This is a genomic window from Achromobacter aegrifaciens, assembly GCF_902859965.1.
In the GTDB taxonomy this organism is placed as follows: Bacteria; Pseudomonadota; Gammaproteobacteria; order Burkholderiales; family Burkholderiaceae_B; genus Achromobacter; species Achromobacter aegrifaciens.
Genome location: NZ_CADIKO010000002.1, coordinates 1656352 through 1672777, shown reverse-complemented (window position 1 = coordinate 1672777; position 16426 = coordinate 1656352). Strand labels below are relative to the sequence as shown.

Annotated in this window: 20 protein-coding genes; 13 read left to right on the top strand and 7 right to left on the bottom strand. The window is 59.0% G+C overall.

What is annotated here, in order from left to right:
- Positions 1-160: 160 nt before the first annotated feature.
- Complete coding sequence (locus tag HV793_RS19020) at positions 161-493, bottom strand: transposase (RefSeq protein WP_175213741.1); 333 nt, start codon at positions 491-493, stop codon at positions 161-163.
- 203 nt (positions 494-696) lie between these two features.
- Here HV793_RS19020 and HV793_RS19015 point away from each other — a divergent pair, with 203 nt between their 5' ends.
- The 10 genes from HV793_RS19015 (at position 697) to HV793_RS18970 (ending at position 8100) form a co-directional block, all read left to right on the top strand.
- Positions 697-1428, top strand: coding sequence for a hypothetical protein (locus tag HV793_RS19015; RefSeq protein ID WP_175164254.1), 732 nt, complete (start codon positions 697-699; stop codon positions 1426-1428).
- 139 nt (positions 1429-1567) lie between these two features.
- Complete coding sequence (locus tag HV793_RS19010; RefSeq protein WP_175164256.1) at positions 1568-1840, top strand: hypothetical protein; 273 nt, start codon at positions 1568-1570, stop codon at positions 1838-1840.
- 228 nt (positions 1841-2068) lie between these two features.
- Positions 2069-2323 carry a hypothetical protein gene (locus tag HV793_RS19005; protein ID WP_175213740.1) on the top strand — a complete coding sequence of 85 codons (255 nt, stop codon included), beginning with the start codon at positions 2069-2071 and terminating at the stop codon, positions 2321-2323.
- Between the two features lie 501 nt (positions 2324-2824).
- Positions 2825-3592, top strand: coding sequence for a hypothetical protein (locus HV793_RS19000; protein WP_175164260.1), 768 nt, complete (start codon positions 2825-2827; stop codon positions 3590-3592).
- A gap of 225 nt (positions 3593-3817) precedes the next feature.
- Positions 3818-4273 carry a hypothetical protein gene (locus tag HV793_RS18995; protein ID WP_244958670.1) on the top strand — a complete coding sequence of 152 codons (456 nt, stop codon included), beginning with the start codon at positions 3818-3820 and terminating at the stop codon, positions 4271-4273.
- Positions 4274-4853: 580 nt separating this feature from the next.
- Complete coding sequence (locus HV793_RS18990) at positions 4854-5615, top strand: hypothetical protein (RefSeq protein WP_175164262.1); 762 nt, start codon at positions 4854-4856, stop codon at positions 5613-5615.
- Between the two features lie 81 nt (positions 5616-5696).
- Entirely contained in the window at positions 5697-6350 is a 654-nt protein-coding gene (locus tag HV793_RS18985; protein WP_175164263.1) for a hypothetical protein, read from the top strand.
- 254 nt (positions 6351-6604) lie between these two features.
- Entirely contained in the window at positions 6605-7267 is a 663-nt protein-coding gene (locus HV793_RS18980; RefSeq protein ID WP_175213739.1) for a class I SAM-dependent methyltransferase, read from the top strand.
- A gap of 135 nt (positions 7268-7402) precedes the next feature.
- A complete protein-coding gene (locus HV793_RS18975) occupies positions 7403-7711 on the top strand; it encodes a DUF4148 domain-containing protein (protein ID WP_119449262.1) in 309 nt (102 codons plus the stop codon).
- A 26-nt stretch (positions 7712-7737) separates the two neighbouring features.
- On the top strand, positions 7738-8100 hold the full coding sequence (locus tag HV793_RS18970) for a winged helix-turn-helix domain-containing protein (protein ID WP_088141465.1): 363 nt from the start codon (positions 7738-7740) through the stop codon (positions 8098-8100).
- A 149-nt stretch (positions 8101-8249) separates the two neighbouring features.
- Here the strand turns inward: HV793_RS18970 and HV793_RS18965 are convergent, their stop codons facing one another.
- Both HV793_RS18965 and HV793_RS18960 read right to left on the bottom strand, forming a co-directional pair.
- On the bottom strand, positions 8250-9407 hold the full coding sequence (locus HV793_RS18965; protein ID WP_175213738.1) for a porin: 1158 nt from the start codon (positions 9405-9407) through the stop codon (positions 8250-8252).
- A 191-nt stretch (positions 9408-9598) separates the two neighbouring features.
- On the bottom strand, positions 9599-10072 hold the full coding sequence (locus HV793_RS18960; RefSeq protein ID WP_054452588.1) for an Lrp/AsnC family transcriptional regulator: 474 nt from the start codon (positions 10070-10072) through the stop codon (positions 9599-9601).
- Between the two features lie 108 nt (positions 10073-10180).
- Here HV793_RS18960 and HV793_RS18955 point away from each other — a divergent pair, with 108 nt between their 5' ends.
- Positions 10181-11665 carry an aminotransferase class V-fold PLP-dependent enzyme gene (locus HV793_RS18955; RefSeq protein WP_175213737.1) on the top strand — a complete coding sequence of 495 codons (1485 nt, stop codon included), beginning with the start codon at positions 10181-10183 and terminating at the stop codon, positions 11663-11665.
- Between the two features lie 28 nt (positions 11666-11693).
- Here HV793_RS18955 and HV793_RS18950 read toward each other — a convergent pair whose 3' ends face one another.
- Together HV793_RS18950 and HV793_RS18945 are read right to left on the bottom strand one after the other, a co-directional pair.
- Complete coding sequence (locus HV793_RS18950) at positions 11694-12053, bottom strand: hypothetical protein (RefSeq protein WP_054452577.1); 360 nt, start codon at positions 12051-12053, stop codon at positions 11694-11696.
- Positions 12054-12108: 55 nt separating this feature from the next.
- Complete coding sequence (locus HV793_RS18945; RefSeq protein WP_054452574.1) at positions 12109-13155, bottom strand: glycosyltransferase family 9 protein; 1047 nt, start codon at positions 13153-13155, stop codon at positions 12109-12111.
- Positions 13156-13523: 368 nt separating this feature from the next.
- On the opposite strand from HV793_RS18945, the gene fmdA reads away from it, so the two are divergent.
- On the top strand, positions 13524-14753 hold the full coding sequence (fmdA, locus tag HV793_RS18940) for a formamidase (RefSeq protein WP_175213736.1): 1230 nt from the start codon (positions 13524-13526) through the stop codon (positions 14751-14753).
- Between the two features lie 10 nt (positions 14754-14763).
- Complete coding sequence (locus tag HV793_RS18935) at positions 14764-15096, top strand: FmdB family zinc ribbon protein (protein WP_125472600.1); 333 nt, start codon at positions 14764-14766, stop codon at positions 15094-15096.
- A 74-nt stretch (positions 15097-15170) separates the two neighbouring features.
- Here HV793_RS18935 and HV793_RS18930 read toward each other — a convergent pair whose 3' ends face one another.
- The gene (locus tag HV793_RS18930) at positions 15171-15908 is read right to left on the bottom strand and encodes an ABC transporter substrate-binding protein (protein ID WP_119449266.1); all 738 of its coding nucleotides are present in this window, start codon (positions 15906-15908) and stop codon (positions 15171-15173) included.
- Between the two features lie 80 nt (positions 15909-15988).
- The gene (locus tag HV793_RS18925) at positions 15989-16414 is read right to left on the bottom strand and encodes a copper resistance protein NlpE (RefSeq protein WP_054452565.1); all 426 of its coding nucleotides are present in this window, start codon (positions 16412-16414) and stop codon (positions 15989-15991) included.
- Positions 16415-16426 lie beyond the last annotated feature (12 nt).

The window sequence follows — 16426 nt, the reverse complement described above, 5'->3', positions numbered from 1 at the left end:
TGGGTCTGCTCGATGGCCGCGAGCAGCTTGACGTCCTCTTGCTGCCTTGCCGAGGGTTCACGACGTTGCCAGTCGTAATATCCGCTGCGGCTGACGTGCAAGGCCCGGCATAACCGAGCGACCCGGAACTGCTGCTGATGAGCCTGCACAAAGGCGTACCTCACGGCAGTTCCCGCGCAAAGTACGCTGCCGCTTTTTTTAGGATATCGCGCTCTTCGGTGACCTCGGCCAACTGACGCTTGAGGCGCTGAATCTCGGTCTGCTCGTCGGTGCGAGCCTTGCCTTTACCGGGAAATGAGACGTCTGGGCCGTGTGTAGCCAGCTCTTTCTTCCATCGGTAAATAATCGACCGCTTCAGGCCCAGCATCAGCGATAGTTGCGTGCCGCTGACCTTGCCTTCCTCCAGTTGTCTGACCGCCTCGATCTTGAACTCTCGACTGTGATACTGGCGTTTGGCTTCAAGCGGCTTGCCTTCGGGTTTGGATTTATCCATGGGACACCTCCTTCAAGTATTGTCTACTTCTTCGGGTGTCCGGAAAACCCGGGTTAGCTCAGTCTGACACCTTTTCTTACTGAATCTGGTTGTGAGCCCTGCTACTAAGAGTGTGGCCAATAAACTTGCAACCCAGATACGAGAGACTGGTGGTGATGTTTATAGATATAATCCTGCAACTGGTGAATTAACGAAGTTCTAATATGAAAAAGCCATATGTTCAGGTGTCAATAAAGACAAGGGCAGAGACTATTGGGTGGGATGTCGGTAGTCGGTTTTTCGAGTCATTAAGTTTGAATAATGGAGTTCTTTCGCCAGAATTTGTTTCGAAATCCTGGGGAAGGACAACAACGCCTTTTGAGGGTAAGCCTCAAGCGGGAACGCTTTGGGCGGAAAAGGCGGAAATGCGCTCCAATGGAGGTTACTCAGAATTCTTCCTTGATTTTGTTTGGAAAAGGAAGAGAGCAGTTAAAAGTTCTGGATACGTACAGCATACGAAGAGAAATATCCGAAATCAGATTGTGCCCGGTGGTCCGTACCTGACCTCAGCCTTTAGCGAAAAGGTTGACTGGTATCAGCTCTTCAAAGTCTGGTGCGAAATCTTTCCGCCTCAGTTGGGCATGCTGCATTACTTCACCGAGCCTGAGCTTGCTCCGCATCAAGTGAACGATAGTTTCCAGATTGGCTCGTTCAATGCGGCACTGAACCCGAATATACCTAATGCCGGCTGGGCAATGTTCTATGGCAATGAATTCGCTGAGAAAGTCGATGCCGATCGAATCGCCAGGGCCGGTTTCCTAATCGAAAAGATCGGTGACGGATATTTGGTGAGAGTCACAGAAGAAATTCAAGAAATTGTTCGTGATTTTCCGCTGTTCGCACAGCGACGAACTGAGCTCAAAAGTCTATTCGCGGAAGGCTTCTTCGTAAATTAATACAGCAAATAAAAAAGGTGTCAGACTGCATTTTTCAAACAAAAAATATAGTCTGACACCTTTTTTATTTGTGGCGCAAAATTATCGAAAAATCCCAGTCATCTAGAAAAAGCGCGAATAATGGGTTGGGGGTGTGCGCATGAATTGTTTTTCTGAGTCTAGTTCCGAGCTTGGTCATTTTGTCTATTTTAATGAGTATGAAGAAGAAAGATTTGAGGAATTTGTTGGTGTTGTTTTGAAAAAACTAAACGCAGAGGAAATAATGCGTGAGCAAGGTCCTTACTCAATTCTAGTTGCTATTGAATATGCAGGGCATAGGCTTGTTTTGACAAGCGGCTCATTCGAAGGATGCTACATATCTATAGATAAAAGTGAGGCATGGTTAGCGAAAAAAATTATAGAGTTATTCTGACTTAACTAGTTGGTTCAAATGCGATAGGTGCTGCTGGAGACGTTGCTGGTACGGGTGCTCAAAAAAAGGTGTCCAAAAAAGATACCGTCTTGCCCGTCAAGAGATTAGGCGTAATCCGGGCGATAGGGTGAACGCGTTTTGAGCACGCCGAAGCACAGGTGAGCGTGATAAGAAAAGGTGTCAGACTACATTTTCCAAAGCTGAAAATGTAGTCTGACACTTTTTTGCGTGGTTTTGGCCAATGCTGCCAACTATGATGGCTTCTATAGCAAGGCTGGGTCAATAATAAGAGATATTGCTGGTGGGTACTTGTTCGATAATGGAAACAAGAGGACGGCAGTAGAGATTGTTGAGCAATTGATTGTTAGAAACGGCGTTGATGGTCCGGCAAAACAAGTCATATGGAATGTGGTGGACAAAGTGGCTACTGGTGAGCTGATTGATGTCAAAAATATTGCAAGAGCATTGAGAGGATTGGATTAATGTCCACTTTTATCCTGGCTGGAAAATATGCGGAACGATTTGGATTTTCTAGTGTCGAAGCTATTTCTTTGGAAGATTTTTTTCAAATCTTGATGTTGATATCAAAAAAAAATAAAGGGTTCTTTTTGCTGAAAGTCGACGGGGGCGGAGCGGAAATATCTATACGGTGGTGTTGAATGTTTCTGCGGTGGGGGTCATTTTGAGAAAGGATGTGGAATGCATTGAAGAGGGGGTAATGTACATTTTCTCAGAGCTGGAGGAGAAGGGGATATATCCATAATAAAAACGGTGCTAGCCTCTGAGACCTCCCCAAAATAAGGTGTCAGTCTGACACCTTTATCAAAACGAAAATTAAGAAACTCCATGCTCGGCCGTTATCAACTAGAAGAACCATAGCCAGGTTCTTGGCCGATTGGGATGCAAAGACCCTGGACAGGCCTGGTCTGCCACGACGCAACCCATGCGAAGCAGTGACGGCCAACGCACTTCATGGAGCAATAAATGCGGAAAAAACTCCCAATACTGCGGATCATCCGCCAGACGCTGGACTATCTGGGCGACCACGGCGGGCCATTGATCGGAGCATCGCCGCTATTGATCCTGATTCTGCTGGGGGGTGTGGTTTTGGGCATGCACCTGAACCACATGGCATATGTCGAGCAAAGCAAGCTGCTGGAGCTTGCCGGCTGGGTGGTGAGTACCGCCGCGCCAGTCCTGGCGGCGGTGGCTTGGCATCGGTGCATCCTTCTGGGCGAAACTCCTGCGCCTCGTCTTGTGGCAGGCAAGCCCGAACGCATGTATTTCATCGTACTGTTGGTGAGTGCCGCGTTAGCGTTCGCGGTTGCGCTTCTGGGCTACATCGTGATGCTGTTTTCCGAGGGATCAGCCGGCCCGCATTGGCTTGGCATGGTGTTGGTGCTGTTGTTGATATTGTCGCCATGCTTTTTCCTGGGGTATTTCTTTCTGGCGTTGCCGCACGCAGCCTTGACCGGCAGGATGGACATGTCGCGGATTGCGGGGCTGGTGAAGGGCAACCGGTTACGCCTGTTCGCGGTGGCCATGTTGCCCGTGCCGCTGTTGCTGCTGTTGGAGGCTGTTCGGATCTTTCTGCTGCAGGTGCCGCGGGCGCCGGGCATCTCGTTTTATCTGTATACGGCCATATCGACCTTTGCTTTCACTTTGGTTTCCGTGACGTCGATGTCTGTCAGCTATCGGACGCTGGCGTTGACGTCAACGGAAGAGCGCGCAGACTCCCCGCTCGTATCGTGATCGGTCGGCAATAGTGCCATGCCAGGCCACCTGGTAAGGCGTGAGACTACATTTTCCTCAGCTGAAACGGTGGTCTCCGCTTGATGCATATGTCGAAATTTATCTTGTGCCGAGGTTTTTGAAGTGTCGAATTTGGTGTTTCGAATATTGGTTCCCGTGTTAGTGCTATCTGGCGGACTCTCAGGTTGCTCAGCAACCAATCCTAATATTCTCAAGAGCTACGACGTGACCCAAGCTTCACGTGTCCGTGTTTTTGTCTACACCGCCGATCGAATTCGTCTGGACTTTGATCGTACCTGCTACACCAGTCCTGGCCTGTTGGGGCATGGGCAAGGGTTGGAGACCATTCAGCGGGGCCATTACCAGGGTAGTCGCAGTATTGGCATGCCTCCCACTTCAAAGCATGGCGACGCTGTCTTCGATGAATTCATCATAAAGGCCGGCATCCCCTTAACCATATATGGCCAGGTCGGCGGTACGTATCATTCGCCGGCAGTCTCCATTTATATGCGCGAAACGCGTGATGCAGGCTATTTCACCCCGAGAGCCGGCGCCGACTACGAGATATATGTGCGGGATCGCAAAGTGGTCGTCGAAGATCTGGGCGCAACTGGCACAGGCAAGGTTGGTCGAGTCGTTGAACTCACCCCCACGAAGGCTTGCGCTGCCAATGGAAGTTAAGGGGAATAGCCAAGACCCGGAGTCTGCCCGGCTTCAAAGAATGGAACATTGAGGAAGGCCATTCTTCGCCGTTAGTAGCTGGCAGAGGAAAGCCGGTCTGGCCCCGATCGGCATTGAGATGCGGACGAATCAAGACGCCGGTTGCATCTTCCACATTGAACGTTCACTCGGCTCTTTGGGCCGGCTGCCGGGCTTGCCCCCAAAGCCTGGGATGTTTGCGTTTCACAAGTCTTTGCGCACAGGCGCCTGCTGACGATTTCTTGCTTAGGCGGATGGATAGTTAGTGTTTCCCTTTCAACGGCCCCGTAGTCGTGATTTTTGCGCTTCCTGCGCCATCGTCTGCGAATTTTTCGTCAATTCCGTTCAACAATAGTCCTTTGTTGCGAATTTACAAAATGAAGTTTATTGTGATTTATTGTTGTTTAAGGCAAAATAGCCAAACAAATAGTTTCAATGTGAAACGCAAATCGCGACATGGCGAAGCTCCTCCGTAAGGCACCGGGCGACGGGTTTTCTGCCCTGGCGCATGGTTGCGGGGGGGCCTGCGCCAGGACTTTGGCCGCCTTTTACGAGTTGATATATGAAGAAGTTGCTTTGTATCGTTCTTATTTTCCTGAGCGGTTGCGCAGTCAAGCAGCCGCCGCCCAAGTACCAATTGGATAAACAGGCCAATCAAGCCTTCATCCAGTCCGGTAAATCGGTGGAAATTTTCTATCACGATGACAACTTCGTGGTCATGGATCTAGGCGGATCCCAAGCGGCCGGTTTGCTCGGCATTCTCGGCCCGGTAGGTCTCTTGGTCGGCCTTTCGGCACACGCGGCACACAAACTGGATTTCAGGGCGCGCACCGAACGGCGCTCCGAGGAGTTTTCCAAACTGGTCGGCGAGAACATTTCCGATCAGAGCATCAACCAGGCGTTCGCACGCCAGATTGGCGACTTGCTAGCCAAGGACGGCCGGGAAGTAAAGGTCACGAAGGTGACGCGTCCCTCGGGCAGTGACGACCTGGCGGCGAGTGTGTCCGAGGACCTGGTGCCCACCGAAGGGCATATGCAACTGCTCTTGCGATTGACCACGGGATACGCCGCTGCCTCCGCGACGGATAGCTACAAGCCCATGACCGTCATTGAATACGCGCTGAAAGACGAGCATGGCAAGCCGCTCATGGCACGATCCTTTAACCGCTTTTATGGCGACTCCGACAAGACCTTCCTTACCTTTGCAAGCTTGATTGAAGACTACAAGGGCGCGCATGGTGAGCTGGGCGCGAGGCTGAGCTATTGGAGCGAGCCGGTCTACACGGAGATCTTCCGTTTTCCAGATCAAGTCGCCGCGAAATAAGTAACGCTCGACGGTTCAACTTCCCGGTGCGCCGGCGATCACAGTCGCTGGCGCACCGGGCACAGGCTGGAGGGCCTATCCATGCAGAAGTTTTTTTTCGTGCGCAGCAGATACTGCGGCGTGGGTGCAGCGATCCTGACCTTGGCCATGTTGGTTGGATGTACGACGGCCGGGCAGAGTTCGGCGCGATACTCGGTCGCCGCGCTGGATCCGGCAAAAGGCGTCGTCGTCGGGACGGTATTCGAACGCGCGGTGTTCGTACCATATGGCGCCTATTTCTATCTGCAATCCTCCGACGGCAAGCGCATCATGCTTGAGAGCGGAGGGGGCGGCGGAAAGCCCGCCATCGTCAACAATCCGCCCAAAGTGCCTAAAGGGGTGGGAAGCACCTTCGCATTGCAGCTTGCGCCAGGGAAGTATCAGATTACCCGTTGGGCGCTGGATTACGGCCGTCGGATCAAGGTATCGGAGGGCTTCGCGCAGGCGATTGAATTCGAGGTCATTCCAGGGCAGATCGCGTATTTGGGACGGTTGGACGCCAGCCGTTTTCTGGAAGTTGCGTCCATACACGACAACTACGCGGAAGACCTTCCTTACTTGAAAACCAGGCACCCCAGCCTGGAATCGGTGGAAATCGTCAATCGATCGCTGCGCGTGCAAGGGTGGTGGCTGCCCGACCCCACCGGCAAAGCCATTCTTGAACGTACGGGCGGCGGGACTTGCGATCAATGCTAGCGCCTTGCGGCATGGCAAGGCGGGGCAGCGTCGCTACGTCATCCATCGCAAAAACGTAAGCATGGATGGCGAGATTGATGTGGTAGCGCACCGTTCCATCCCGCTGTTTCAAATCAAGAAAAAGCAAACACCAGTTCATAAAAACTCCGGTTAGAGAACCTCTCCCAAAAATAAAATCTGAAAGCGCGACGACTGGCCGGCAGGATGCCGCTAGCGGGCCTGGCGCTTTTCGGGTTTTTGAGATTTGGGGGATCATGAGGTTCGCTAAAAAAATAACTTACGTCCTGAAGCGCGCTGTTTTCCGGGTTTCTCCAGCTCTTTTGAGAATGTCAGGCGCCGATTTCCGGCTGCGGGTGCCCAGCCGGACGTTCATGGAGCAAGAGGTCTTTGCCTACATCAATGACCACTTCCGGCGTGCTGCGGCGGCGCCGGCGGCCAGGTGCCTTTTCATTGGCCTGGACAAGCACAACTGGCATTACGACCGGCTGCTGGATCTGGACTTCTATTCGATCGACCTGAATCCGCGCAACGCCGCCTACGGCCCGCCCAACAGGCATGTGGTGGGCTCGGCGACTGAGTTGTCCTCGTACTATCCGCCGCATAGCTTTGACGTGGTGTTCGCCAACGGACTGATCGGCTTCGGCCTGGATACGGAAGAAGCATTCAATCAGTTGATGTTTGAATGCCATCATGTGCTGGCCGACGATGGGATGCTGGTGCTTGGCTATAACGATAAGCCCGATCGCCTGAGCTTCAAGGTCGAGCAGGCCAAGGGATTTCAAGTCTTCAAGATATTCGAGCCCGGAATAGCGGGGATGACGGGCTCGCGCCACATCGTGGCGGACGGGTTCCAGCATTGTTATGTGTTCTTGAGACCGCGGCGCCTTGGACTGGCGCAGCAGGGCCTGGCTTGGTAGGGGCATCGCAAAGCGCGTAGTTGCGTCAGATCGGCCCGCCATTTCAAAAACGTAATCCCGCTATCCGCTTTCTGTCCGCATCGCTTTCCTAGAATTTGATCGTGCAGTCCCCTCCACGATACATAGGAAACAAGCATGCAGATCATCCGCAAAGCCGCATTCATCCTGGCACTGTCGGCCGCCGCTACCGGCGCGGCGCTGGCGCAGTCCGCGCCGCCGCCAGCTGGTTTGGCCAATCCTTATGGCCCCTCGTTGACGCGCGCCGAAGTGCTGGCCGACCTGGCGCTCTGGAAGCGCGCGGGGGTGGACCGGTTCTGGCGCGGCGAAGAGACGCCGGACATCTATAGCCCGGAGTACAAGGCGGCATTCACCGAATACTTCCGCCTGCGTTCGGGGCCGGAGTACCAGGCTGAAGTACAACGCCAGAACGCGTCGCGGCGATAGCCGTCCGCGGGGCAGGAGCGCCCGGCGTGGCCGAATCCTCCGTGATCAATCCCCCCGAGTCCAGCCCCAGGTTGCAGCTTGCCGACCTGGAGCTGGACTTGTTGCGTTGCCGCGCCTACCGCGACCGGCAGTTCCTGCCGCTCACGCCCAAGGAATTCGGCTTGCTGGCTTTTCTGATGCAGCGGCCTGGGGTCGTATGCGTGGGATGGGAGCTGGCCGAGCAGGTCTGGAAAATGAAGCTGCATATCCACGACAAGCGCAATTTCAAGTCGCATGCGGTTGCGGTCGCCATGCGCAGGCTGCGCAAGAAAGTGGACGCAGGCCCGGGGCCCAAGCTGCTGCATACGATACGGGGCGGCAGCTATATGCTGGCGGCGGGTCCTTTGTGATCGGCACAAGCCTTCATGCGCGGCGGGCAACTGCGCGGTGTCAAAAAAACGCGCGCCGGAAAGGCGCGCGGCGATCATCTGGCCTTCCCTTCGCGGAGGAGGGCGCGATCAAGGGACTCCCTGCATACAGCGTCTTGTGAAAGCTTGCGCTAGAACCGGTGGCGGATGCCCATGTTCACTTCGGTCGCCTTGACGTTGTCCAGGAACGCCCAGTTGGTGGTGTAGGACGCTACCGCATACAGATCGGTCCGCTTGGACAGGTTGTAGTTGTAGCCCAGGCTGTAGGTGTTGCTGGTGGCATCGCCGCCCGTGAGCTGCTTGTTGTTGGCGTCGGCGCGCTGCCACGATGCGAACGCGCCGCCGGATCTGCCGACCGGGGCGGCCAGCGCCAGCATGTAGGCGTTGGAGCGGAAGCCCTTGACGAATGCGTAGGACGGCGTGCCGGTGAAGCCGCCGATGCTGCCGCCATTGGGGAAGCCTTTGCCCGCGAACCAGCCGTCGCTCATGCGGTTGTAGGCCAGGGCGACCTTGACGACCTCGAAGTCGTAGGAGCCGCCGACAATGTAGGAGCGCGGCGTGGCGTCGGTCTGGCTTGGGCTCAGCTTGTTCGAGGCATTGAGCTGGTCATAGGTGGCAAAGCCCATCACGGGGCCGTTGTCGTAGCGCAGGCCGGCCGTGATGGCGCGGGTGTTGTCGGCGGTGGCGAAGCCGGTCTGGGCCAGGCGGCGGTCGTCGGCATTGAAGGCATAGCCGACGGCGCCCTTGAAGCCCCCCATCGACGGGGTTTCATAGACGACCAGGTTGTCGTAGCGCACGAAGTAGGCCGAGCTGAAGCCCAGGCCCGCGCCGGTGTTCAACTGATTGAAGCCGCCGCCGAACGACGAGCCGAACATGCCGGTGAAGTAGCGTGCGGCGACGTTATATTGCCGGCCCAGGCGGACTTCGCCCCAGTCGGCGCTGCCCAGGCCCACGGTGGCTTCGCGGCCGAACAGGCGGCCGCTTTGCAGCGAGTTGCCGTTGCGGCTGTCGTAGCCGGACTCCAGCTGGAAGAGCGCATACAGGCCGTCGCCCAGGTCTTCCTTGCCGCGCAGGCCCCAGCGCGAACCCGCTGTGGTGCCGGTGGTGGATCCGATGCGGCTGCTGTCGACGCGGGTGCGGCTGCCGGTGGCGGGATCGGTGTAGGCGCCATCGACGTTGGCGTAGCCGATGCCGGTGTCGATAAGGCCATAGAGCGTGACGGAAGAGGGCTGCGCATAGGCGGCGCCAGACAGTGCCGTGGCGGCCGCCGCGGCGTATAGCTTTTTCATGGGGACTCCGTGAGCGGGGAAGATCGATATGCGTCATACCGACCGGAAGCCACGGAAACCATGTCTTCTGGCGGATTGGCAGGGCCAGTGTGCAGGCCGTCGCCCGACAATCCGCAGTCATTGGAATTACAAATCCGATCGTCCCGGCGTCACGGTTCTGTCATGTCCGCATGGGTCGTACCCCGCCTGCCTTATCCCTCCAATCCCCCCAGATCCGGAGGCCGGTTCTCGATGATGGCCTCCATGCTGAAGAACCCGGTCACTGTGGAAAGCTCGAAATCCGTGATCAGCTTCTGGTAGAAGCGGTCGTACCCGGCCATGCCGCGGCAGACCACCTTGATCAGGTAATCCCAGTCCCCGCCGATGCGATAGAACTCCGTGACTTCGGGCAGGCGTTCCACATGTTGGCGAAAGCCGTCAGCCCAGGCCTTGGCGTGATGGCTGGTGCGGATCATCACGAAGACCGTCAGGTCCAGTCCCAGTTCGACCAGATTGACCTCGGCCCGGGTGCCGCGAATGATGCCGCAGGCGTTCAAGCGCTGCAGCCTGCGCCAGCAGGCGTTTTGCGACAGGCCGACGCGATCGGCCAGCTCGCGTTGCGACAGCGCGCCGTCCTTTTGCAGGCAGGAGATGATATTCAGATCAAATTTATCTATTTTTTCCATTTAAAAGATCAAATGACCCAATTTATGAGGTTTTTGGCAAAATTTAGGTGAGGTTTCAAATTTCTTTCCATCGTATGATATTTCGGTGTGCCCAGGAACATAGCCGACATGAATACGCCTACCAAAACGACCTCCGCCAAGATCACGCCGTTGCAGCAATTCCAAGAAAGCCTCAAGACGGACGACGTCGCCACGGCGCTGGCCGACGGGCTGATTGGCAAGGATGCAGTGGTCGATGGCCCCTATGGCGTCAAGCCGCTGGTGTACGCCGACTACGTGGCGTCCGGCCGGGCGTTGATGCAGGTCGAGCGTTTCATTCTTGAGCAGGTGCTGCCGTACTACGCCAACTCGCATACCGAGGCTTCCTACTGCGGCGGCTTCATTACCCGCTTGCGCCGCGAGGCGCGCGCGGCGATTGCGCGGTGCTGCGGCGCGAGCGATGAGCATGCCGTGATTTTTGCGGGGTCTGGCGCGACGGCGGGGATCAACCGGCTGGTGCATCTGTTCGGCGTGCGCGAGGCCATCGCCGCGGGCCGCAAGGTGCGCATCATCATCGGCCCCTACGAACACCATTCCAACATCCTGCCGTGGCGCGAATGCGGCGCTGAAGTCGTCGAGCTGGCGGAAAGCCCGGAAGGCGGCCCCGAGCTGGCCCAGCTGGACGCGGCGCTGCAAGCCGGGAAGGGCGCGCTGGTCGTCTGCGCGCTGTCGGCGGCTTCGAACGTGACGGGCATCGTGGCGGACGTGGCGGCAGTGACCCGGCGCGTCAAGGCCGCGGGCGCCAAGATGCTGTGGGACTACGCAGGCGGCGCGCCCTATCTGCCGATCCGGATGACGCCCGCCGCCGACGCGGCGATCGACGCGATTGTTTTTTCGCCGCACAAATTCATCGGCGGCCCGGGCGCGTCTGGGGTGCTGATCGTGCGCCGCGACGCGGTGCTGGACACCAAGCCCACCTGGCCCGGCGGCGGCACGGTGCGCTTCGTTTCGCCCGCGGGCCACGACTACAGCGGCAGCCTGGAAGCGCGCGAGGAAGCGGGCACGCCCAATGTGGTGGGCGATATCCGCGCCGCGCTGGTGCTGCTGGTGAAGGAAGCCCTGGGCGCCGCCTTCATGCGCCAGCGCAATCAACACTTCGTGGAGCGTGCGCTGGCCAGATGGCAAGGCGTCGCGCAGCTGGAGCTGCTGGGTTCGCTGACGGCGGCGCGCCTGCCGATTTTCTCGTTCCGGGTGCGCAATGGACGCGGCGGCTTCGTGCACCAGCAACTGGTGACGCGCATGCTGAGCGACCGCTTCGGCATCCAGGCGCGCGGCGGTTGCGCCTGCGCGGGACCCTACGTGCATCGCCTGCTGGATATCGACGCTGAAGAATCGCAGCAGATGCGCCAGGCCATCCTGGACGGCCGCGAGATGGAAAAGCCGGGCTTCATCCGGCTGAACTTCAGCGTGCTGCTGCCAGACGAGAAGGCCGATTTCATCCTGGATTCGGTGCTGGCGCTGGCCGCGGATGCGACCGAGTTCGAGCACCGCTACGGCTTCGATCCAAGCCGGGCCATCTTCTTCCCGCACAGCGCTGAGAAGCAGGCCGCCTGAGCCGCGCGCCCGCCGGCTGGCGGGCCGCTCAATCCTTCATCTGCAGGCCGCAGGTTCTGATCCATGCGGCCTTTTTGTCGGCCAGTTCCTCGGACGCGTCGCTCAGCGCGCGCGCCATCTTCGCCGGAAACTCGACCCCCTTGCGGCGGCAGGCCTCGAAGTCGTCGACCAGGGCGTAGCGCGCATCCAGCAGGTCCAGCCGGCCCTGGCACAGCTCGCGATTCAATTGCAGATCGTTGGATGCTTCGCGCGTGCGCTGCACGTCCTGCGCGCGGTCGATGCGCGCCTGCTCTGCCTGGACCTGCGCAACGCAGTCTTGCGCGACGGCGGGGGCGCTGGCGGCGCAGAGGAGCAGGACGGCGAGGGAGCGTCGGTCAAGAGCGGCCATGCGGGGATACCTTGGGAATGCGACTGAATGGGCAGCATCATAACTGCCGCGAGCATCAGTGCGCCGGATGGGCAGATCCGTCCGAACCCGCTGCCGCCAGATGCTTCCAGATCGCCTCGGCCACTGTCTGCGGCGCAATGCTGGCCATGTCGCCCTTTACGGCGGCTTCAATCGGATGCAGCCAGGGCACATACCGCAACGCAGGAGTGGCGCCGAACAGACCTATGGTCGGTATTCCGTGGGCCGCCGCAATGTGCATGCCCATGCTGTCGTTGGAAACAAACACCGAACAGCGCGCGATCAGCGCCTGGCTATCGCATATGTCCGTGGCCTGTTGCGTTGCGTCCAACAAAACAATGGACTCGGGCAGCAAGCTGCGAATTTCTTGGGCGATCTCCTGGACATCGCTGCCGCCCACCAATGCAAAACGCAGTCCGCTATCTTGCGCATGCAAGATGCGCGCGACCTCCGCAAAAGCTCTGCCGCTATAGCGTTTGCAGGGTATCGATCCATTCAAGCCGAAGCCAACCGTCCGCGATTGCGCTTGGCAGAACTGGATGGCCTTGCTGCTCGCCGAATCCGTACAGAATAGCGACGGATAACGTGGCTCATACTGATAGCCAGCCTTGGCATACAGCAACGGCAGCCATGTATAGATGTCGGGGTGCGGGGTTCCTTTGCGGCGTACCCAGAGACGATGCGTGAGCAGTGCCGCGAGATGCGGATGATGCATGCGTACGAAACCGATGCGCCGTGGAATTCCTGCCAAGCGGGCCGCCAGCGCAATGTGAGTACGGAAGGTAAAGAGAAACAGGCTGTCGTAGGCGCGATCCGCCAGGACCTGCTTCACCCGTGTGATTCGTTCCCAGCCTTGCAGCCGGTTTTCCGATCGCAGCGAGATGACTTCCCCTACATAGGGCTGAGCGCGGAACAGTTCTTGCGCGGACTCATTTTGAGTCATGAGCAATGAGACCGTCCCTCCGGTTTGTTCGGCCAATGCCCGGGCAAAAACCATGCTGAGCACTCCGTCGCCGATGCCGCCGGAAATATAAATCGCACAATTTCGCGCAGTGCTGCACGAGACGGAGGGGGCGGTCGACATGGCATCCAATAGATACGCTCACTGCCCTTTGAAAAGGAACTGAATTTCGGATCCATTAGTCTGGCGGAGGTATGTTTCCTGCGTGTGTAGTTTTTTGTATTGAATATATGGAAAGAGTGTTGTGCGATGGCCCTGGATCAGGTGATGGCAGGTGGGGGTGCAGCGGGCGCATGACGCATCCCATGCCTCTTAAGTTCTACTCCAATTTATCCCCTGGTTACTGGTCGAAAACCCAGTTTACGGTTGCCTGAAACTCGCCTACTGTTCTTTACATATCAACGACTTGCAACGCCGCCTGGCGCGCTCGCGAGACAGTCGGAGATAGAAATTTCTGTTTTATCAACAAGTTACGTTGGAGATGAAAGAGAATGACCGATACCCTCATCAAGGTCGACCTGGCCCAATCCCCCTACGAGAACGCACAGATCCACAATCGCTGGCATCCGGACATTCCGATGGCCGTGTGGGTCAAGCCCGGGGATGACTTCGTGCTGGAAACCTATGACTGGACCGGCGGCGCAATCAAGAACGACGACAGCGCCGACGACGTCCGCGACGTGGACCTGTCCACGGTGCACTTTCTCTCGGGGCCGGTGGGTGTGGAAGGGGCCGAGCCTGGCGACTTGCTGGTGGTGGACCTGCTGGACATCGGCGCCAAGCCGGACAGCCTGTGGGGGTTCAACGGCTTCTTCAGCCGCAATAACGGCGGCGGCTTCCTGACCGAGCATTTTCCGCACGCGCAGAAATCCATCTGGGATTTCCATGGCATGTTCACGTCGTCCCGCCATATCCCGGGCGTGAACTTCGCCGGGTTGATCCATCCCGGGCTGATCGGCTGCCTGCCGGACAAGAAGCTTCTGGATACCTGGAACCGGCGCGAGCAGGCGCTGATCGACACCAATCCCAACCGCGTGCCGCCGCTGGCCAATCCGCCCGCGCCGAAGACGGCGCACATGGGCGCCATGCAGGGAGCGGAGCGCGACAAGGCGGCGGGCGAAGGCGCGCGCACGGTGCCGCCGCGCGAGCACGGCGGCAACTGCGACATCAAGGACCTTTCGCGCGGCGCGCGCGTGTTCTTTCCGGTCTATGTGAAGGGCGGCGGCCTGTCGGTGGGCGACCTGCATTTTTCGCAGGGCGACGGCGAGATCACGTTCTGCGGCGCCATTGAAATGGCGGGCTGGGTGCACATGCGCGTGTCGCTGATCAAGGGCGGCATGGACAAGTACGCGATCAAGAATCCGATCTTCAAGCCCAGCCCGATCACGCCGGCCTACAAGGACTTCCTGATCTTCGAAGGCATTTCGGTGGACGAATCCGGCAAGCAGCACTACCTGGACGTGAACGTCGCGTACCGGCAGGCCTGCCTGAACGCCATCGAGTACCTGAAGAAGTTCGGCTATTCGGGCGCCCAGGCGTATTCGTTGCTGGGCTGCGCGCCGGTGCAGGGGCATATCAGCGGGGTGGTGGACATCCCTAACTCCTGCGCCACGCTGTGGCTGCCGACGGAGATTTTCGACTTCGACATCCAACCGTCGGCGTCCGGCCCCGTCAAGCACATCCAGGGCGGCGTGGACATGCCGCTGTCGCGCGACCGCTAGGAGCCATCCCATGCCCATGTATGACTATGCCTGCGGCGATTGCGGCGAGTTCGCGGCGCTGGTGCCTCTGGCCCAGTGGCGTGATCCCGCGGCCTGCCCGCAATGCGGCGCGATGTGCGGCCGCATCCTGGGCGGAGCGCCGGCGATCTCGGCGCTATCGTCCGCGGTGAACCGGGCGCGCGCGGTCAATGAACGCAGCGCCCACGAGCCGCGCAGTTCGCGTTCCGGCCACGGCATGAATTGCGGATGCTGCTCCGGCGGCAAGACGGCGGGCAAGACGCGCACCACGCCCGATGGGGCGAAGTCGTTCGCGGGCGCAAGGCCCTGGATGATCAGCCACTGAGGACGCGCCGATGGCGCATAAAACAAGGCCCCGCTCGAGCGGGGCCTTGTTCTTGCGAGGCGCGAGCAACGGGTTCAGGCCTCCAGTGGCGCCACCGCGGCGCCCTGGATCTTGTGGCGGGCCAGGGCTTCGGCGACGAAGCCCGATTTCTTCATGGCCTCGACGAAGGCGGCCAGGTAAGCGCTGGCCTTGTCGCCGCGGCTCTTGGGCACGCCCATGGCCTGCCGGATCAGCATGAAGTGGCCGTCCAGCAGGCGCAGGCCGCCCAGGCGCTGCGCGTCGGCTTCAAGCTGCTGCTTCACGCCTGCGGCGACTTCCATGTTTTCCTGCATGAAGGTGTCGACGACGGCGGGCGAGGTCGGCGCGCGGAAGATCTCCGCCTGCTTGAGTTCCCGCGTGAGGTGCAGGTCGTAGGCGCTGCCCTTGCCGACCACCACGCGCTGGCCCTTGCGGTCCACCTGGTCCATGCTGGCGATGGGCGAGTCCTGGCGCACCAGGTACGCGCCTTCGATGACCACGTAGGGCGCGGTGAATGCGATCTGCGCGCCGCGCAGCGGATCGATGGCGAAGAAGCCCACGTCGGCCTCTTCTGCGGCCACGGCATTGACGGATTCGCCGGCCGACTTGAAGACCACCAGTTCCAGCTGCACGTCCAGGCGCCGCGCCAGTTCAGTTGCCAGGTCGACCGAGACGCCGCCGGCCTGGCCGGTGACGGGATCGGCGTGGGCGAGGATGGGATTGCCCAGGTTGATGGACGCGCGCAACGCGCCGGTGGGGGCGAAGGCGGAAAGCAGCTCGTGGTCGGTCTTCATGGTTTCCTTGGGCGTAGGGGCGCGCGCTGGCGCGCACGATGCGGCAAGCATAGCCGCAAGCGCGCGCGTTGCGCGATGCCTTATTGTGCGCGGCGCAGTACGTAGTGCGGGGCCAGCGGACCTGTAGGTCGGGTGCCGTCGCGATACAGCATGGTCACCTGGTTTTCGCCCACGAAGTAGCGCTGGCTGTCGCCGGACGCGTCCAGGCGGATGGTGCTGCCGTCGGACTCCCAGCTGAATGTGCCGGTTACCACCTCGGGCTGCGGCTGGCGGTCCAGGTACTGGGTCTGTCTTTCGTAGCGGCCATCCTGTTCCAAGGTCAGGCGGGTTCGGATGCCCGGGCAGTCGGCGCAGGGCAGGGTGCCTTCGTAGCTGCCGGCCCAGTCCAGCGAATCGCGGGCGGTGTGGCTGTCGACGGGGGCGGAACCGCCGGCGCCGGGCCGGGAGGGCGCGCAGCCGGCGAGCAGGGCTAGCGTCAGGGCGCAGGTCAGGGTGGTTTTCATCATGGCGAGCTCCTG

Bases quoted from the DNA above. Each gene is read 5' to 3' on its own strand.
- HV793_RS19015 (WP_175164254.1), top strand. From the start codon at position 697: ATGAAAAAGCCATATGTTCAGGTGTCAATAAAGACAAGGGCAGAGACT.
- HV793_RS18975 (WP_119449262.1), top strand. From the start codon at position 7,403: ATGCAGATCATCCGCAAAGCCGCATTCATCCTGGCACTGTCGGCCGCC.
- fmdA (WP_175213736.1), top strand. From the start codon at position 13,524: ATGACCGATACCCTCATCAAGGTCGACCTGGCCCAATCCCCCTACGAG.
- HV793_RS18985 (WP_175164263.1), top strand. From the start codon at position 5,697: ATGCAGAAGTTTTTTTTCGTGCGCAGCAGATACTGCGGCGTGGGTGCA.
- HV793_RS19010 (WP_175164256.1), top strand. From the start codon at position 1,568: ATGAATTGTTTTTCTGAGTCTAGTTCCGAGCTTGGTCATTTTGTCTAT.
- HV793_RS19020 (WP_175213741.1), bottom strand. From the start codon at position 493: ATGGATAAATCCAAACCCGAAGGCAAGCCGCTTGAAGCCAAACGCCAG.
- HV793_RS18980 (WP_175213739.1), top strand. From the start codon at position 6,605: ATGAGGTTCGCTAAAAAAATAACTTACGTCCTGAAGCGCGCTGTTTTC.
- HV793_RS18990 (WP_175164262.1), top strand. From the start codon at position 4,854: ATGAAGAAGTTGCTTTGTATCGTTCTTATTTTCCTGAGCGGTTGCGCA.
- HV793_RS18935 (WP_125472600.1), top strand. From the start codon at position 14,764: ATGCCCATGTATGACTATGCCTGCGGCGATTGCGGCGAGTTCGCGGCG.
- HV793_RS18960 (WP_054452588.1), bottom strand. From the start codon at position 10,072: ATGGAAAAAATAGATAAATTTGATCTGAATATCATCTCCTGCCTGCAA.
- HV793_RS19000 (WP_175164260.1), top strand. From the start codon at position 2,825: ATGCGGAAAAAACTCCCAATACTGCGGATCATCCGCCAGACGCTGGAC.
- HV793_RS18930 (WP_119449266.1), bottom strand. From the start codon at position 15,908: ATGAAGACCGACCACGAGCTGCTTTCCGCCTTCGCCCCCACCGGCGCG.
- HV793_RS18955 (WP_175213737.1), top strand. From the start codon at position 10,181: ATGAATACGCCTACCAAAACGACCTCCGCCAAGATCACGCCGTTGCAG.
- HV793_RS18945 (WP_054452574.1), bottom strand. From the start codon at position 13,155: ATGTCGACCGCCCCCTCCGTCTCGTGCAGCACTGCGCGAAATTGTGCG.
- HV793_RS18925 (WP_054452565.1), bottom strand. From the start codon at position 16,414: ATGATGAAAACCACCCTGACCTGCGCCCTGACGCTAGCCCTGCTCGCC.
- HV793_RS18965 (WP_175213738.1), bottom strand. From the start codon at position 9,407: ATGAAAAAGCTATACGCCGCGGCGGCCGCCACGGCACTGTCTGGCGCC.
- HV793_RS18950 (WP_054452577.1), bottom strand. From the start codon at position 12,053: ATGGCCGCTCTTGACCGACGCTCCCTCGCCGTCCTGCTCCTCTGCGCC.